The organism is uncultured Tateyamaria sp. (assembly GCF_947503385.1).
In the GTDB taxonomy this organism is placed as follows: domain Bacteria; phylum Pseudomonadota; class Alphaproteobacteria; order Rhodobacterales; family Rhodobacteraceae; genus Tateyamaria.
Map to the genome: position 1 here is coordinate 124,997 of NZ_CANNDO010000002.1, position 15,500 is coordinate 140,496.

The window sequence follows — 15,500 nt, forward strand, 5'->3', positions numbered from 1 at the left end:
GCGTAGAAATATGACGGATTATACCTCTCCGGGTTTGACCCGCCGGGCTTTGCTTGGTGCATTTGCAGCAACAAGCGTCGTGGCAGCTCCAACTTACTCCAAGGCCGCAGGTTTCTTGCGTGGATCGGGCGACATCCGCCGGTTGCGCATGTATTCAGGGCGCACTGGTGAACGGATCGACATGATTTACTGGCTCGAGGGCAAGTACATCAAAGACTCCGTCAAAGAGATCAATCACTTCATGCGGGACTGGCGCACCAATCAGGTCAAATCCATTGACCTGCGCACCGTCGATATCATGGCCGCCGCACACAACCTTCTGGACGCGGAAGAGCCTTATATGCTGCTGTCGGGCTATCGCAGCCCGCAAACCAACGCCATGTTGCGCTCGCGCAGTGGCGGTGTGGCCAAAAATTCGTTGCACATGAAAGGTCAGGCCGCCGACCTGCGCCTGTCCACACGGTCCGTCAGCCAGATGGCCCGCGCCGCAGCGGCCTGCCGTGGTGGTGGTGTCGGTAAGTATTCCGGCTCGAACTTTGTCCACATGGATTGCGGCGTCGTCCGCAGTTGGGGCCGCTAAGCCCTTACTGACAGTCCGACACCAGATCAAAGCGCTCTTCCGGGCGCTTTTTTTGTGTTGCGGTAAGGATGGCGGACCCTAGAGGATTCGAACCTCTGGCCTCTGCCTTCGGAGGGCAGCGCTCTATCCAGCTGAGCTAAGGGTCCAGTGATTTGCCTATACCCGGCGTGCCGATGCGCTGCAATTGCAAATCGCGCAGCCCGGGTCAGCCAAAGAGATCGTGTGCCAGTTCCAGCGCGTCGACCAGCGCATCGACCTCGGCCTTGGTGTTGTACATGCCAAAGGAGGCGCGACAGGTGGCGGTCAGTCCCATATGTTCCATCAACGGCCCGGTGCAGTGCTGGCCCGCACGCACCGCCACCCCCTTTTTGTCAAGGATCGTGGATATGTCATGCGCGTGCCCGGCCCCGTCAAGCGTGAAGGAAAAGATCGCGCCTTTGTCCGGCGTTGTGCCCTGTACCTGCAACCAGTTCAGCCCACCCAGCCGGTCAACGGTATAGTCGCGCAGCGACGCCTCATGCGCGGCGATGGCGTCCATCCCGTGGCCCATCATATAGTCCAGTGCCACGCCCAGACCGATCATCTGCACGATGCCGGGCGTACCGGCCTCGAACTTCATCGGTGGGTCGTTATAGACAACGGTGTCCTTGAACACGTCCTTGATCATGTCGCCGCCGCCGATAAAGGGCTGCATTTCCGCCATGCGCTCAGACGTGACGTAGATCGCGCCAGATCCCGACGGACCATAAAGCTTGTGCCCCGTGATCGCGTAGAAATCCGCGCCCAGATCCTGCACGTCTACCGGCATGTGGACGGCCGCCTGACTGCCGTCGACCAGCACGGGCACGCCGCGCGCATGGGCCGCCTCGCAGATTGTCTTGATGTCGACCACGGTGCCCAGCACGTTGGACATATGTGTGATCGCCACCAGCTTGGTCTGTGGGCCAATGGCGTCGATTACCTTTTGCGGGTCCAGCGCACCGGTGCTGTCCACATCGACCCATTTCAATTGCACGCCCTGCCGTTCGCGCAAGAAATGCCACGGCACGATATTGGCGTGGTGCTCCATCACCGACAGAACGATCTCATCACCCGCCTGCATCCGCGGCATGGCCCAGCCATAAGCCACCATATTGATGCCCTCGGTGGTGCCCGAGTTCATTACGATCTCATCCTCGGACCCTGCGTTCAGGAACCGCGCCAACTTGCCCCGGACGCTTTCGTAATTCTCGGTCGCGAGGTTTGACAGAAAGTGCAGGCCCCGGTGCACGTTGGCGTATTCCTCGGAATAGGCTTTGGTGATCGCGTCGATCACGACTTGCGGTTTCTGCGCCGACGCCCCGTTGTCGAGATAGACCAGCGGCTTGCCGTTCACCTCGCGGCTCAGGATCGGAAAATCGGCGCGGATCGCGTCAACGTCATACATTGCTCACCCCTCCTGCGAGGCCAAATAGTGTGATAATCAGCATCAGGCCCAACAGCAGACCCGCACTGACCGCAATCAGAATGCCAAAGGCACGCAACAGCGAGGCAAGGTGCAGGGCCGCGCTGATAAAGTGCAGCATGAGCCAAAAGGCGACGATCATCACAACCAGCGCCAAAAGCCCGGCCACGCCGGGCACCAGCATACTCAACGTCAGGATGACCAGTTGCGCCGCCACGCGCAGCGCTTGCAGCCACGCCATCAGCGCAATGAGATCGCCCAGATCACCCCTGCCCCCCATGGCGTTGCCCGCCCAATACAGCGCATGGACCATCACAATCAGCCCGCCCGCGGTCAGCACAAACAGCGCCAGCGGCCGCTGAAACAGTGCAAGCACCGGCACCGCTTCCAGCAATTGGGGGTCTGCGGGTGGTCCAAGGGTTGATACCGTGCCCACGATCAACGCGGTCAGCGCCGAGACCGCCAGCAGCGCGATGTACAATTCGGTGCGCGGCACCTGCCAGCTCATGATCCGCGCGGCGGCATCCTGCGGATTGCGCAAGGTGTCCACGGCAAGATCGGCCCAAAATTTCATGGCGTACGCTCCATCGCGATGCTGCCGCCGATCCAGAACCACATGAATATGCAGAACCAGATCAGCCCAACGCCCTGCAATTCGATCCCCGGCCCGACAAAACCCGCCGTCAGCCCGTGCAACAGCAAGAGCGGCGACGAGGCCAACAGCGCCCAGAACAACGCCAGCCGCGCGCCGTAGGCCGTGCCCTTGCCGCCCAGCACCCGCCCCACGATACGCGCCAAAAAGGCGATGCCGTAAAACAGGAGCGGCGCAATAAAGATCCACGCCATCAGGCTGCCGCCCAGCAACATGTTCAGTTCCTGTCCTGTCAGGTGCGCCTCACGCGCAAGGCGCGGCAGTTGCGCCACAAAGAACAGCGCGCAGGCCCCCATGATATAGGCCAGCGCGCGATCTTCGCGTGGCCCCATCGCAAGCAGACGGCGGATCACCGCGCCCGGCCCGCGATAGGTGGCGACGATATTGCGAGAAATGGACATGCTCAGCCGCGATGACGCTCCAGCCAGCCCTGCAAGCGGTCCACAAGTGCGTCGCGCAGGGCTTCGTCCTCAATCTCTTCGACCGCTTCGGCAAGAAAGGCCAGCGTCAGCAGGTCCGTCGCCTCGCTTTCCGGCACACCGCGCGACCGCAGGTAAAACAGCGCCTCTTCGTCGATCGCACCAGAGGTCGAGCCATGCGAACAGGCCACGTCGTCAGCATAAATCTCAAGCTCGGGCTTGGCGAGGAACTGGCTGTCATCGTCCAGCAGCAGCGATTGACTGATCTGGTAACCATCCGTTTTTTGCGCACCTTCCTTGACCAGAATTTTGCCTTGGAACACGCCCACGGCACCGTTGCGCAGAACCTTTTTAAAGACCTGACGGCTTTCGCAGCCGACCGCGTCATGAGTCACGAACACGGTGTCGTCGTGATGGAAATCACCGTCACCAACACACGCCCCCGCCACATGCGCAATCGCGTCGTCACCTGTCAATGTGATCACGCATTCGTTGCGCGTCAGCCGCCCATTCACCGTGAGGGTAAAGGATTTGAAGGTGGATTCCTTGCCCAACCGGGCAAAGCTGTGGGTGACCGCACGCCGTTCATGGTCGCGCCCCTGCGCCCGCACGTGGTGGAACGTGGCACCATCGGCCACATCAACCTCCATGCATTTGTTGAACCGTGCCGCGGCGGGACCGGTTTCAAGCAACGTCATCTCGGCGTCCGCATCCAGCTTGATCAGATGATGCAGGATCGCATCCGACGTCTCATCCTGATGCAAATATATGAAATTGATCGGCTTTTCCGCCTTGCCCGTCACGTGAATCAGCACGCCGTCGCTGGCATAGGCGGTGTTCAGGGCCGCCAGCGGGCGCGGCACGTAATGACCATCCGCCTCAAGCGAGCCATAGAGATCAGCCGCCCAATGGATGTCCGCGGGCTCTGCCAGCCGATCAATGCGCACGCCCGCCATCTCCAGATCGTCGGAGGCGTCTGGGTCAAACACGCCGTCGACAAAGACGACCTTGAGCCGGTCCATTTCGTCAAAAAGCGGGCCCTCGTCATTGTGAAACAGGGCCGCGTGCGGCGCGTCAGGTTGCACCAGCGTGTCGGGACGAGTGTATTTCCAATACTCGTCGCGCCGCTCGGGCAGTTGCATGTCCACCACGCGCTTGGCCGCAGCGTCACGTGCACTGTGCGACCACGCTGCGGCGTCCGGCTTGGCAATCGCTGCCAGCCGCGCGTCGGTTGCGTTTGTCTTGGGGGCCGGGTTCGCCATCTCAGGCCACCTCGGCCAGGATGTCGGCATAGCCGTTGTTCTCGACCTCGAGCGCCAGCTCGGGCCCGCCGGTTTTCACAATCTTGCCGTCCGCCATGATGTGCACGACGTCGGGTTTGATATGATCCAGAAGCCGCTGGTAGTGGGTGATCACCAGAAAACCCCGCCCTTCGGAGCGCAGCGCGTTCACACCTTCGGCCACCAGCTTCATCGCGTCCACGTCAAGGCCCGAGTCAGTTTCGTCGAGAATACACATCTTTGGCTCAAGCATCGCCATCTGTAGAATTTCGTTGCGCTTTTTCTCACCGCCCGAAAAGCCCACATTTACAGGTCGTTTGAGCATGTCAGCGTCGATCTTGAGATCTTTGGCCTTGGCGCGGATGTCTTTCAGGAAATCGGCGGCGCTGATTTCGTCTTGGCCGCGCGCCTTGCGCTGTGCGTTCACGGCCGTGCGCAGGAACGTCATGTTGCCCACACCGGGAATCTCGACAGGGTACTGGAACGCAAGGAACAGACCGGCTGCGGCCCGCTCTTCCGGCTCCATCTCCAGCAGGTCCGCGCCATCCAGCGTGGCAGCGCCACCCGTCACCTCGTAGCCGTCGCGGCCCGACAGGACATAGGACAGCGTGGATTTTCCGGACCCGTTTGGCCCCATAATCGCATGGACCTTGCCCGCCTCGACCTCCAGATCGACGCCCTTGAGGATCTGCTTGCCCTCTTCTTCCAGTTGCACGTGCAAATCGTTGATCTTCAGCATGATGTCCTCACATAGCAAAAGCCGGCCAGACAAATGCCTGACCCGCTGCATTACGGTTCGATTGATATTGTGTGCCTACTGCGGCACAGTCACGTATCCGGCCTGCGCAAGCGTCAGTGTCACATAGTCCGGTGTGTAGATGAGCGACCACAGCCAAGGCAGCGCGGCCATCATTTGCAGTTCGTAGCACGCCACGAGGACCGTGCTGAGTACGAACAAAAGCAGCGCGATCCACTGCTTGTTGAGAAACAGAACCAACGCCACAGCCGCCGAAGCGCATCCCGCCAGACCGCTGCGCCCCAACAAGGATTCGATCACGGCGAGGTCGTATGCACTTACGTCCCGGTTCTGCTCTATATAGTGAAACAGCGCCGCGTCCGTCCCGACATAGACGGCGATGGCCAGCAGGATCACCAGCGGATAGATCAACAGGCCGCGCGCGATCATCACGTCCAGCCGCACCGTGCGGCGTAGCTTGGCCGGAATTTCGGTGGTCACGGTCACGCCCTGCGCGGCATGATCCGTTGCAATCTTGGACAGGCGATCCTGAAAATTGGTGTGTGACACGGGCATATGGCCTTTGCGGAACTGATGCCGCACAGGAAACTGGCGAAACCTGACAAAAACGTGGCCTGTCAGGTGCCATTTCGGGACATATGCGCGTCACGGTGGGTCGCATCAGTCCAGCACCACCGCTGTGCCCGACACGCTGACCATCAACATGCTGTCGCCCACCACTTCGTAGTCGAGGTCGATGCCCACAACCGCATTGGCGCCCTGTGCCCGAGCGCGGTCCTGCAACTCGGCCATCGCCGTGTCGCGGGCGTCCTGCAACTTTGCCTCATACGCGCCTGACCGGCCCCCGACGATGTCGGTGATCCCGGCAAAGAAATCGCGGACCACGTTGGCCCCCATGATCGCCTCACCCACGACAATGCCTTTGTAGGCGGTGATCTTGTGCCCTTCGACGCTAGAGGTGGTGGTCAAGATCATGCCTCTTCCTCCGTTGCGGTCGAAAACAGCTGTTGCACGCCCAATGCAATGACCACTGCAAGCATCAACAGCGCAAACCACACCCAGAACGAGGTGAGCGCTCCGGGAGCCAACGTCGCCGCGACAATCATTCCGGACAGAACGGAGATGACAAAAGCCAGCCCGCCCTGCTGCGTGCCATCCATGTCGGACACAACACGTGTGCGGTACAGACGCTGCCGCGCAATTTCATCGTCGCCATGGACCGCCGTTTCATTGCTCATTTTTCATGGCTCCGAGTGTCTGCAACCGCCTGCCGCACCTCTTCTTCGGTGCGGGAATTGCCGTTGGTGTGTTCATCCGGCGCTGGCTCGACGACAAACAAGATCCAAGCCGTCCGAGCGGCGAAGGCGAACATTGTGCCGCCAATGAACCCCGCAAAGCCAAATCCCCAGATCGCGCCGACACATGCCCCTAAAACGCCGCCGAACGCCGCAAAGAACAACGTCTGTAACAGGCGTGTCGCGGAAGATGTCCGCTCGCGCGAACAACCTGGCGCATCCACGGCCGCTTTGGGATGGGTAGAGGTGCGCCCAACCAGACTGTTATCCTCAGTGCCGCCGTCCACGATTCAGCCCACTGACCCCTCAAGGGAGATTGCCACAAGCTGTTGCGCTTCCATGGCGAATTCCATGGGCAATGCCTGCAACACGTCCTTGCAGAACCCGTTGACGACCAGCGCCACAGCCTCTTCTTCATCCATACCGCGCGAGCGGCAGTAGAACAGTTGATCGTCGTCAACCTTGGACGTCGTCGCCTCGTGTTCCACGCGGCTCGAATTGTTCTTTACTTCGATATACGGAACCGTATGCGCGCCGCATTTGTCGCCGATCAACAGCGAGTCGCACTGCGTGTAGTTGCGCGAATTCTTTGCCTTGGGGTGCATCGACACAAGGCCACGATAGGTGTTCTGGGCCTTGCCCGCGCTGATCCCCTTGGAGACGATCCGGCTCTTGGTGTTCTTACCCAGATGCACCATCTTGGTGCCCGTATCGGCCTGCTGCATGTTGTTGGCGATGGCGATAGAGTAAAACTCGCCCTGACTGTCATCGCCGCGCAGAATGCAGGACGGGTATTTCCACGTCACAGCCGACCCGGTTTCGACCTGCGTCCACATCACCTTGGCCCGGTCGCCCCGGCAATCGGCCCGCTTGGTGACAAAGTTGTAAATGCCGCCCTTGCCGTTCTCGTCGCCCGGATACCAGTTCTGCACGGTGGAGTACTTCACTTCGGCATCTTCCATGATCACGATCTCGACCACGGCCGCGTGCAACTGGCTGGTGTCGCGCTGCGGGGCTGTGCAGCCTTCGAGGTAGGACACATAGCTGCCCTTGTCTGCGATGATCAACGTACGCTCAAACTGGCCTGTGTTCTCCGCGTTGATGCGGAAATAGGTCGACAGTTCCATCGGGCAGCGCACGCCCGGCGGCACATAGACAAAGGACCCGTCCGAGAACACGGCAGAGTTCAGCGTGGCATAGAAGTTGTCCGATACGGGCACGACCGAGCCGAGGTATGTCTTGACCAGTTCGGGATGTTCCTTGATCGCCTCGGAGATCGAGCAAAAGATCACGCCCGCCTTCTTCAACTCTGCCTGAAACGTCGTGCCCACGGACACGGAATCAAACACCGCGTCCACAGCCACCTTGCGGCCTTCGGCAGGTGCATCCTCGGCCCCTTCGACACCGGCCAGGATCATCTGTTCCTTCAGCGGAATGCCCAGTTTTTCGTATGTGGCCAGCAGCTTGGGGTCCACCTCGTCCAGCGACTTGGGCTTGACCTCCATCGATTTGGGCCGCGCGTAATAATACTGGTCCTGAAAGTCGATCTCAGGATAGTCGACCATCGCCCAATTGGGCTCTTTCATCTGCAACCAGCGCTCATAGGCCGCCAGCCGCCACTCGGTCATCCATTCGGGTTCTTCGTTTTTTTCCGAGATCAGGCGCACGATGTCCGGCGTCAGCCCCTTGGGGGCGTATTCCATCTCGATGTCCGTTTCCCAGCCATATTTGTAGGTGCTTACGTCCCGCACCGCGTCAACCGTCTCCTGATCAACACCGTCCTTGACCACAACATCGTCCACAACATTGTCCATATCAGACATTCCCTCTCGTGCTTGGGGGCTCAGGCCGCCCGCGCCTCGTGTTTCTTCAACTTTTGCGCCCATACATCGGCAAAGCGCAAAACATCCCGTTCCGTCGTTTCCAACCCCAGCGACACGCGCACTGCGCTTGCTGCATCTGCCTCCGAATATCCCATCGCGATGAGAACCCGGCTTGGCTTGACCTTGCCAGAGGAGCAGGCCGATCCCGCCGAAATGGCAAAACCGGCAAGGTCCATCTGCATGACCTGCGTCTCACCCTTCCAACCGGGTGTGATGAAACAGGACGTGTTGGGCAATCGTGACGACTCTTTCCCGACAAAAATAGTAGTATTCGAGGCGTCAGCAAGGGCACTTTCTAGAATATTTCTAAGTTTCTCGACCCGGTCCCATTTTCCATCGGCCAAATCTTGTTGTGCGGCCTGTGCCGCGGCACCAAATCCGGCAATGCCAATGACGTTCTCGGTGCCGGAGCGTCGCCCCATTTCCTGCCCGCCGCCCCTGATCTGTGCCGCCACGTCCAGCCCCTGCCGCAGCACCAGCGCACCGATGCCCTTTGGCCCACCCAGCTTATGCGCGGAAATCAGGCCCATCTCCGCACCCGATGCATCAAAACGGAACGGGATCTTGCCAAATCCCTGCGTCAGATCGCTTAGCGCGAGACCGCGGGGCAGCTCCTGCACAATTCCTGTTTCTGAGTTGGCCAGTTGCAAGGTAGAGGCCGCAGCCGTGTCCACAACGACACCGCCACCGGCGCGCACCGGCAGGGCTTCGGACACCCACGCGCCCACCGCGTCATGCTCAATCGCAGCCCCGTGCAACGACCGCCCGGCGCAGGCAAGGGCTGCGGCTTCTGTTGCGCTGGAGGTAAAAACAATGTCAGCACCCGCAGCCCCCAATGCATCCGATATCTGGGCACGCGCCTTCTCGACAATGGCTTTGGCCGCCCGACCTTCCGCATGGACCGACGACGGATTGCCCACCGCATCCATAGCGTCCAGCATCGCGTTGCGCGCCTCGACCCGCAACGGCGTGGTCGCATTGTGATCCAGATACACCCGGTTCATACTTCTTCTGACCAAAAATACCACGGGGGTCTGGGGGCTGGCCCCCAGTCGACATCAGCCATCATCGACCACCGCAAAAAGGTTGGGCACCGCCGGACAGGGCGCAAGCTCATTTTCCACCACGTCCGACAGCCGCGTTTGATGCAGGAACACGTAGACATGGGCGCTCAGGCCTTCCCATAGCCGGTTGGTCAGCGATTGCGCCCGCGACCCCGAAGCCGCACCGGACGCCCCTGCCCCTTTGTGCATCGCATCAACCGTCTCATCGACCGCCGCCAGAATCTCCGCCACGCGGATTTGCGATGCCGGTCGGGCCAGCCGGTAGCCGCCCCCCGGACCACGCACCGACGTCACCAGATCGGCCCGGCGCAGCTTGACAAACAGCTGTTCCAGATAGGGCAACGAAATATCCTGCCGCCCAGAGATATCACCCAAGCTCACCAGCGTATCTGTCGACTGCAACGCGATGTCGGCCAGTGCGACCATCGCGTACCTGCCCTTTGTCGATAGTTTCATCGCGCACGCCCCCGATTGACGTCACAGCCCGCAGGCCATACATGCTTTGCCACCGCAGGAATTGCGTCCTGCCCAGAAATTTAGAACCGTTCTAAGGTCCCTGACCCATTTCGTCAAGAAATCAGGACACCAAAAGACGCGACGAGGACAAAAATCGCACATGCCCGAGGTCATTTTCCCTGGACCCGAAGGTCGTCTCGAAGGCCGCTACCATCCACAAAAAGAGCGTGACGCGCCCATCGCCATCATTCTGCACCCGCACCCGCAGTTTGGCGGTACGATGAACCACAAGGTGGTGCACGCGCTGCACTACGCATTCTTCAAAATGGGTTTTACCGTGTTGCGGTTCAATTTCCGCGGCGTGGGGCGCAGCCAGGGTGAATACGATCAGGGCATCGGCGAGCTGAGCGATGCCGCCTCGGCCCTCGACTACCTGCAATCCATGAACAACAATTCCAAGCATTGCTGGGTTGCGGGGTTCTCGTTTGGTGCTTGGATCGGGATGCAGCTTTTGATGCGGCGCCCCGAGATCACTGGGTTTATCTCTGTCTCGCCGCCTGCGAATATGTACGACTTTTCGTTCCTCGCGCCCTGCCCGTCCTCCGGTCTGATCATCAACGGTGCCGCCGACCGTGTGGCCCCGCCCGCCGATACTGAGGCGCTGGTGGGCAAACTGCACGAACAAAAAGGTATCACGATCACCCACACCCAGATCGAAGGCGCGGGCCATTTCTTTGAGGAACCGCATCTCGACACGATGATCGGGCACACAACGGATTACGTCAAACGCCGCCTGACGGAGACGTCGCGTTAATGGCCGATCCCGTTGTCACGGAAATGGCCAACAAGCTGGCCGAAGAATGCCTCGCTGTTCAGAAAGAGGTGGATGACGACCGGTTGTTCATGAAGGTCGGCGAGGTGCTTGGCGCTTCGTCCCAGACGCTCGAAGAGGCTTTCGTGACGGCGATCCGCACACGTATGGCCAATGACGCAGGCCGCCGCTTTCTTGCGCAACAACTCAAATCACACCGCGCGCAGACGCCAGAGTGAGCAGGCTCGACCGGCAAATCGCCTTTCTGGTCGAGGCGGACCGGCTCAAATCCGTAAACCGCGCAACCACCTTGGCCGATGCCTCGCGCGTTGAAAACAGTGCCGAACATTCGTGGCACCTGTCGCTTTATGCGCTCGTCCTTGCGGATCATGCGGGACCCGACGTCGATATCGACCGGGTCATCCGAATGCTTATCCTGCATGATCTGGTCGAGATCGACGCAGGCGATGTGCCGATCTTTGCCGATGTGGACGCCGCGGCCCTTGCCGCGCGGGAACAGGCGGCAGCGGACCGCATCTTTGGCCTTTTGCCGCAAGACCAATGTGACCGATTGCGCGCCGTGTGGGATGAATTCGAGGCGGCAGAAACACCGTCAGCCCAATTTGCCAAGGCGCTCGACCGGTTTCAGCCGCCCATGCAGAACCTTGCATCCGGCGGCGGCAGTTGGACAGCATTCAACGTCACACCGGACAAGATCGAAGCACGGGTGGCCCCCGCCATCAAACGCGCGGCGCCGCGCCTGTGGACCTATGCCAAAGCGCGGATAGACGCGTTCTTTGCGCTCAGGTGATCACGTTCATGGCAGCCGATGCCGCGATACGGATCGGGCGCATCACCAGATCCAGAATGTAGCGCAGGAAGCTGACGGTCAGGTCTGCAATGGTCAGCGCACCACGGATCGCGGCCCCGGCGAATTTCAGCGCCAGCTTGGCAAAACGCACCAGATAATCGCCAATCTTCGCGGCAAAGCGCGCGCCGCTGCGGATCAGTTCGATCAGCACATCCGCAAGCGTGAACCCGATGGTGATCGTGGCCGAGATGATGTGCGCTCCGGCATAGAGAATGGCCTTGAGCGCTTTGGCGAGAAAGAAATACCCAAGGCTCGACCCGATACTGCCCACTTGGCCCTCGGCCTGTGTCAGCCAATAACCGGGGTCGGATTTCGAGGACATGCGCGATTCCGGCGGCCAGCCGGTCATCGGCATTTTCGGGATGTAATTGTCCCTCATGCTGTGGGCCTGCCCCGAGAACGCCTTGTTGTCGTCCACAAACCCTGTTGATCCAGGCCCCACATGGCAAAACGGCGACAGCGGGATCATCGGCACCGGGTCCGAGATCGAATAGACGCGCTTGAGCCGTTCACGCCCGATCATGCGCACCACATCCGACCCAAGGCCCAAGGATCCCACGCGCGGCGCACCAAAGGTATAAAGGTGCGAAGTGGCTGTGCCATTCTGTGCGAAATCTATCGCCGCCAGAGTTGCCAGTGCCCCGCCCAGAGAATGGCCGACAAAATGGATGCGGCTGGGGTTGGCACCGGTGATCATCCGCTGCACATCCGACCGCATGGCGGAATAAATGTCCATGAACCCCGAATGCACGAGCGATCCGGTGGGGCCCCGTGTCATCCCGATCTGGTAGTTCGAAATCCAGTCCTTGGAGGTGCCCATCTGCCCTGTCGTGCCGCGCATGGCGAAAATGTATTCGCCCTTTTGGCCGCCATGCCGCTCCAGCAATACGCCAAAGCCCGCCTTTTCCTTGACGATGCCGCCCGACTGGCTGACGACCGCCTCCATCGGGGTGACGTCAACGCTCAGCTTTGGGTCATCGGTTTCCGCATTTGCGTCGAACGCCTGTTCACGTTGCGCGAAGAGGTCGGCGTCTGCCTTCACATCTCTGGACGTGCTGGCCTTGGCCGCGGCCACGGCATAGGCACCTTCGGCAATAATGGCCGCGTTGCGACCGTGCATGTTGAAACTCATAAGAAAACCGTCCCCAGGTCTTTGGCCCGTCTAAAAGCTCAGTTCAATTGGCACTGTCCCCAACCAAGTGGCGTGTTGCCCGGCGCATTGCGCAAATCGCAGGTCACGGCGAATGTGGCCCCGCCGGTTTCATGCAGCGGATTGAGGCTGCGCGAGTTGATATAGAGGATTTCGACCTCCTCGCCGCCGACATCTGCATAGTATCGCTGAAGCACGACAGGTGTGGACAGACCCGAAAACCACCGCTTGCGCGGCGCTGGCACCGCGTCAAAACCAAAGCGGCCCGCGTCGTCGGTCCGCACCGTGTCACTTTGGGATTTGTCGTTGTAGCTCCATTCGCGGCGCACCGACGCGCCCGCCACCGGTGCCCCGTCAGATCCGATCAAAACCCCGGACATGGGCGAACAGATATATTGTTCGGCTGCGTTGGACATGGTTCCTCCGACAATGGCCCCGATCAGGACAACAGCACTGACAAGTATGGCGATGCGGCGCATGACAGCCCGTCCCGTTCCCCTGTGATTGCCTGCCAGCCTACGCAATCGTCTGCACAATCGCTATGGGGGATTTGCCTACCCCAAACGGAAACGGGCACCGCGATGGGTGCCCGTCTGTAGTCAGATGCGTTTGAACCTAAGCTAGCCGATGATCGCGTTCAGCGTGGCCGAGGGCCGCATGACGGCTGCGCACAGCCCGTCGTCGTTGCGAAAGTAACCGCCCGTGTCGGCAGGACGGCCCGCATGTGCGCCCAGTTCCGTCAGAATGGACTCTTCCTTTTCGGCAAGGGTTGCCGCGACAGGCGCAAACTCGGCTGCAAGATCGGGATCGTCGGACTGTTCGGCCAATGCTTCGGCCCAGTAACGGGCGAACCAGTAATGCGAGGCGCGGTTGTCCGGGAGGCCGACTTTGCGTCCGGGCGAGCGGTCGTGATCAAGGATACCTTGGGTTGCCGCCTCTGCCGCCGCGCCAAGCACGGCAGCCTTGGCGTTGCCCTTTGCATCGGCAAGGAAGTTGAGAGACTCGCCCAAAGCGCAGAATTCACCCATCGAATCCCAGCGCAGGTGATTTTCGGCGTGCAATTGCTGCACGTGTTTGGGTGCAGAGCCGCCCGCACCCGTTTCGAACAGACCGCCCCCCTGCATCAGTTTGACAATCGACAGCATCTTGGCCGACGTGCCCAGTTCAAGGATCGGGAACAGGTCCGTCAGGTAGTCCCGCAACACGTTGCCGGTGATAGCGATGCTGTCGCGGCCCGCAGTGATGGTTTCCAGCGACTGGCGCGTCGCCTCGCGCGGGGCCATGATCATGAATTTGTCCGCGACACCAGCCGCGTCCAGCGCGGGTTTGACATAGGCGATCAATTCGGCGTCATGGGCGCGGTTCGCGTCCAGCCAGAAAATCGCCTCCGACCCGGTCAGACGCTGGCGATCCATGGCCAGCTGAATCCAGTTCTCGATCGGTGCTTTCTTGACCGTGCAGGACCGCCAGATGTCGCCCGCTTCGACGCTGTGCGAATGCAGCGTGTCGCCATTTGCCAGCACGATGCGCATCGTGCCCGTGGCCGGGGCTTCGAAGGTGGTGGGGTGCGAGCCGTATTCCTCGGCCTTTTGGGCCATCAGGCCCACATTTGCCACCGCACCGGCTGTGGTCACATCCAGCGCGCCGTTGGCTTTGAAAAAGTTGATCGTTTCGTCATAGATCGTGGAATAGCAGCGGTCGGGGATCACGCAGTTGGTGTCACCATTGGCCCCGGTTTCATCCCACCCTTTGCCGCCTGCACGGATCACGGCGGGCATGGAGGCGTCGATGATCACGTCCGACGGGACGTGCAGGTTGGTGATGCCCTTGTCGCTGTCGACCATATACATCGACGGACGCTCCAGCGCGGCAATCTCCGCCTTGACCGCGTCCGCGTTGTCCATCGTGTCGATAGCCGCCAGCACGTCCCCGAGACCCGCATTCGGGTTGCCGCCCGCGGCCTTGATCGCGTCACCGTGATTGTCCCAAACCGGACCCAGCCAAGCCTTGACCGCGTGGCCAAAAATGATCGGGTCCGACACTTTCATCATTGTGGCCTTCATGTGCAACGAGAACATGGTGCCGTCCGACATGGTGTCCTTGATGGCGTCGCCAAGGAAGGACGACAACGCGGATGCGGACATAAAGGTCGCGTCAGCCACTGTCCCCTCTTCCAAAGGCCACGTCTCTTTCAGAACGGTCACTGTGCCGTCCGTCGCTTCGAATTCGATGCGCGCGTCACCGGCCTGTGCCGCTGTAATAGTCGTGGACACTTCGTTTGCGTAAAAATCCTGACCCGGCATCGACGACACTTTGGTCTTGCTCGACGCCTCCCACGTGCCCATGGAATGGGGGTTGGCTTGGGCAAAATTCTTGACCGCACGCGCAGCGCGGCGGTCCGAATTGCCCTCGCGCAGGACTGGGTTCACCGCCGAGCCCTTGATGCTGTCATAGCGGGCGCGAATGTCTTTTTCGGCGTCTGTCTGCGGGTCTTCGGGGTAGTCGGGCAGCGCATAGCCCTTGGCCTGCAACTCCTGCACCGCCGCCACCAATTGCGGCACCGAGGCCGAGATGTTGGGCAGCTTGATCACGTTGGCGCCGGGCGTTTTGACCAGTTGACCCAGTTCCGCAAGGTGGTCGTCCTGCCGCTGCGCCTCGGTCAGGTGGTCGGGAAAGGTCGCGATGATGCGACCCGCGAGGCTGATATCCTTCACCCCGACTTCGACACCGGCAGCCTGCGCAAAGCGGCGGATGATCGGCAGGAACGATGCGCTGGCCAGTTCCGGCGCCTCGTCAACCTTGGTGTAGATGATATCGGGGGAATTGGTCATGACGCAC

The 15,500-nt window shown here is 60.6% G+C and carries 19 protein-coding genes and 1 tRNA gene; 4 read left to right on the forward strand and 16 right to left on the reverse strand.

Annotated elements, in window-relative coordinates:
* Positions 1-10: 10 nt before the first annotated feature.
* Positions 11-580 carry a DUF882 domain-containing protein gene (locus Q1A85_RS06470; protein WP_299686580.1) on the forward strand — a complete coding sequence of 190 codons (570 nt, stop codon included), beginning with the start codon at positions 11-13 and terminating at the stop codon, positions 578-580.
* Positions 581-649: 69 nt separating this feature from the next.
* Here the strand turns inward: Q1A85_RS06470 and Q1A85_RS06475 are convergent.
* From Q1A85_RS06475 to Q1A85_RS06535, 13 genes are all read right to left on the reverse strand, one after another.
* Positions 650-726 (reverse strand) — tRNA-Arg (locus Q1A85_RS06475).
* A gap of 59 nt (positions 727-785) precedes the next feature.
* A complete protein-coding gene (locus Q1A85_RS06480) occupies positions 786-2,006 on the reverse strand; it encodes a cysteine desulfurase (RefSeq protein WP_299686582.1) in 1,221 nt (406 codons plus the stop codon).
* A complete protein-coding gene (locus tag Q1A85_RS06485) occupies positions 1,999-2,598 on the reverse strand; it encodes a Yip1 family protein (RefSeq protein WP_299686584.1) in 600 nt (199 codons plus the stop codon). Before Q1A85_RS06485 ends, Q1A85_RS06480 begins: the two co-directional genes overlap by 8 nt.
* The gene (locus Q1A85_RS06490) at positions 2,595-3,077 is read right to left on the reverse strand and encodes a YIP1 family protein (RefSeq protein WP_299686586.1); all 483 of its coding nucleotides are present in this window, start codon (positions 3,075-3,077) and stop codon (positions 2,595-2,597) included. The genes Q1A85_RS06485 and Q1A85_RS06490 overlap by 4 nt, the downstream gene beginning before the upstream one ends.
* Before the next feature lie 2 nt (positions 3,078-3,079).
* On the reverse strand, positions 3,080-4,357 hold the full coding sequence (sufD, locus tag Q1A85_RS06495; RefSeq protein ID WP_299686588.1) for a Fe-S cluster assembly protein SufD: 1,278 nt from the start codon (positions 4,355-4,357) through the stop codon (positions 3,080-3,082).
* A 1-nt stretch (position 4,358) separates the two neighbouring features.
* Positions 4,359-5,114 (reverse strand): Fe-S cluster assembly ATPase SufC, encoded by a 756-nt coding sequence (gene sufC, locus Q1A85_RS06500; RefSeq protein ID WP_299686590.1) that lies wholly within the window; start codon positions 5,112-5,114, stop codon positions 4,359-4,361.
* 75 nt (positions 5,115-5,189) lie between these two features.
* Complete coding sequence (locus Q1A85_RS06505; protein ID WP_299686592.1) at positions 5,190-5,681, reverse strand: hypothetical protein; 492 nt, start codon at positions 5,679-5,681, stop codon at positions 5,190-5,192.
* Between the two features lie 111 nt (positions 5,682-5,792).
* Positions 5,793-6,107, reverse strand: coding sequence for a heavy metal-binding domain-containing protein (locus Q1A85_RS06510; RefSeq protein WP_299686594.1), 315 nt, complete (start codon positions 6,105-6,107; stop codon positions 5,793-5,795).
* The gene (locus tag Q1A85_RS06515; RefSeq protein WP_299686596.1) at positions 6,104-6,370 is read right to left on the reverse strand and encodes a hypothetical protein; all 267 of its coding nucleotides are present in this window, start codon (positions 6,368-6,370) and stop codon (positions 6,104-6,106) included. Before Q1A85_RS06515 ends, Q1A85_RS06510 begins: the two co-directional genes overlap by 4 nt.
* Positions 6,367-6,714, reverse strand: coding sequence for a hypothetical protein (locus Q1A85_RS06520; protein WP_299686598.1), 348 nt, complete (start codon positions 6,712-6,714; stop codon positions 6,367-6,369). The genes Q1A85_RS06515 and Q1A85_RS06520 overlap by 4 nt, the downstream gene beginning before the upstream one ends.
* A gap of 3 nt (positions 6,715-6,717) precedes the next feature.
* The gene (gene sufB, locus Q1A85_RS06525) at positions 6,718-8,250 is read right to left on the reverse strand and encodes a Fe-S cluster assembly protein SufB (RefSeq protein WP_299686600.1); all 1,533 of its coding nucleotides are present in this window, start codon (positions 8,248-8,250) and stop codon (positions 6,718-6,720) included.
* Between the two features lie 20 nt (positions 8,251-8,270).
* Positions 8,271-9,314 carry an aminotransferase class V-fold PLP-dependent enzyme gene (locus Q1A85_RS06530; protein WP_299686602.1) on the reverse strand — a complete coding sequence of 348 codons (1,044 nt, stop codon included), beginning with the start codon at positions 9,312-9,314 and terminating at the stop codon, positions 8,271-8,273.
* Between the two features lie 54 nt (positions 9,315-9,368).
* A complete protein-coding gene (locus tag Q1A85_RS06535) occupies positions 9,369-9,830 on the reverse strand; it encodes an Rrf2 family transcriptional regulator (protein ID WP_299686604.1) in 462 nt (153 codons plus the stop codon).
* Positions 9,831-9,990: 160 nt separating this feature from the next.
* Here Q1A85_RS06535 and Q1A85_RS06540 point away from each other — a divergent pair, with 160 nt between their 5' ends.
* Genes Q1A85_RS06540 through Q1A85_RS06550 form a run of 3 tightly spaced genes read left to right on the forward strand, consistent with a single transcriptional unit; the run spans position 9,991 to position 11,452 of the window.
* A complete protein-coding gene (locus Q1A85_RS06540; protein ID WP_299686606.1) occupies positions 9,991-10,644 on the forward strand; it encodes an alpha/beta hydrolase in 654 nt (217 codons plus the stop codon).
* Positions 10,644-10,880, forward strand: a complete 237-nt coding sequence (locus Q1A85_RS06545; RefSeq protein ID WP_299686608.1) for a hypothetical protein — start codon at positions 10,644-10,646, stop codon at positions 10,878-10,880. Before Q1A85_RS06540 ends, Q1A85_RS06545 begins: the two co-directional genes overlap by 1 nt.
* Positions 10,877-11,452: an HD family hydrolase gene (locus Q1A85_RS06550; protein WP_299686610.1), complete on the forward strand. Its 576-nt coding sequence runs from the start codon at positions 10,877-10,879 to the stop codon at positions 11,450-11,452. Before Q1A85_RS06545 ends, Q1A85_RS06550 begins: the two co-directional genes overlap by 4 nt.
* On the opposite strand, the gene Q1A85_RS06555 is transcribed toward Q1A85_RS06550, so the two are convergent.
* The 3 genes from Q1A85_RS06555 to Q1A85_RS06565 form a co-directional block, all read right to left on the reverse strand.
* The gene (locus Q1A85_RS06555) at positions 11,445-12,644 is read right to left on the reverse strand and encodes a lipase family protein (protein ID WP_299686612.1); all 1,200 of its coding nucleotides are present in this window, start codon (positions 12,642-12,644) and stop codon (positions 11,445-11,447) included. The two genes, Q1A85_RS06550 and Q1A85_RS06555, sit on opposite strands and share 8 nt — an antisense overlap.
* Before the next feature lie 38 nt (positions 12,645-12,682).
* On the reverse strand, positions 12,683-13,141 hold the full coding sequence (locus Q1A85_RS06560; RefSeq protein WP_299686614.1) for a carboxypeptidase-like regulatory domain-containing protein: 459 nt from the start codon (positions 13,139-13,141) through the stop codon (positions 12,683-12,685).
* A 141-nt stretch (positions 13,142-13,282) separates the two neighbouring features.
* Positions 13,283-15,493 carry an NADP-dependent isocitrate dehydrogenase gene (locus Q1A85_RS06565; protein WP_299686615.1) on the reverse strand — a complete coding sequence of 737 codons (2,211 nt, stop codon included), beginning with the start codon at positions 15,491-15,493 and terminating at the stop codon, positions 13,283-13,285.
* Positions 15,494-15,500 lie beyond the last annotated feature (7 nt).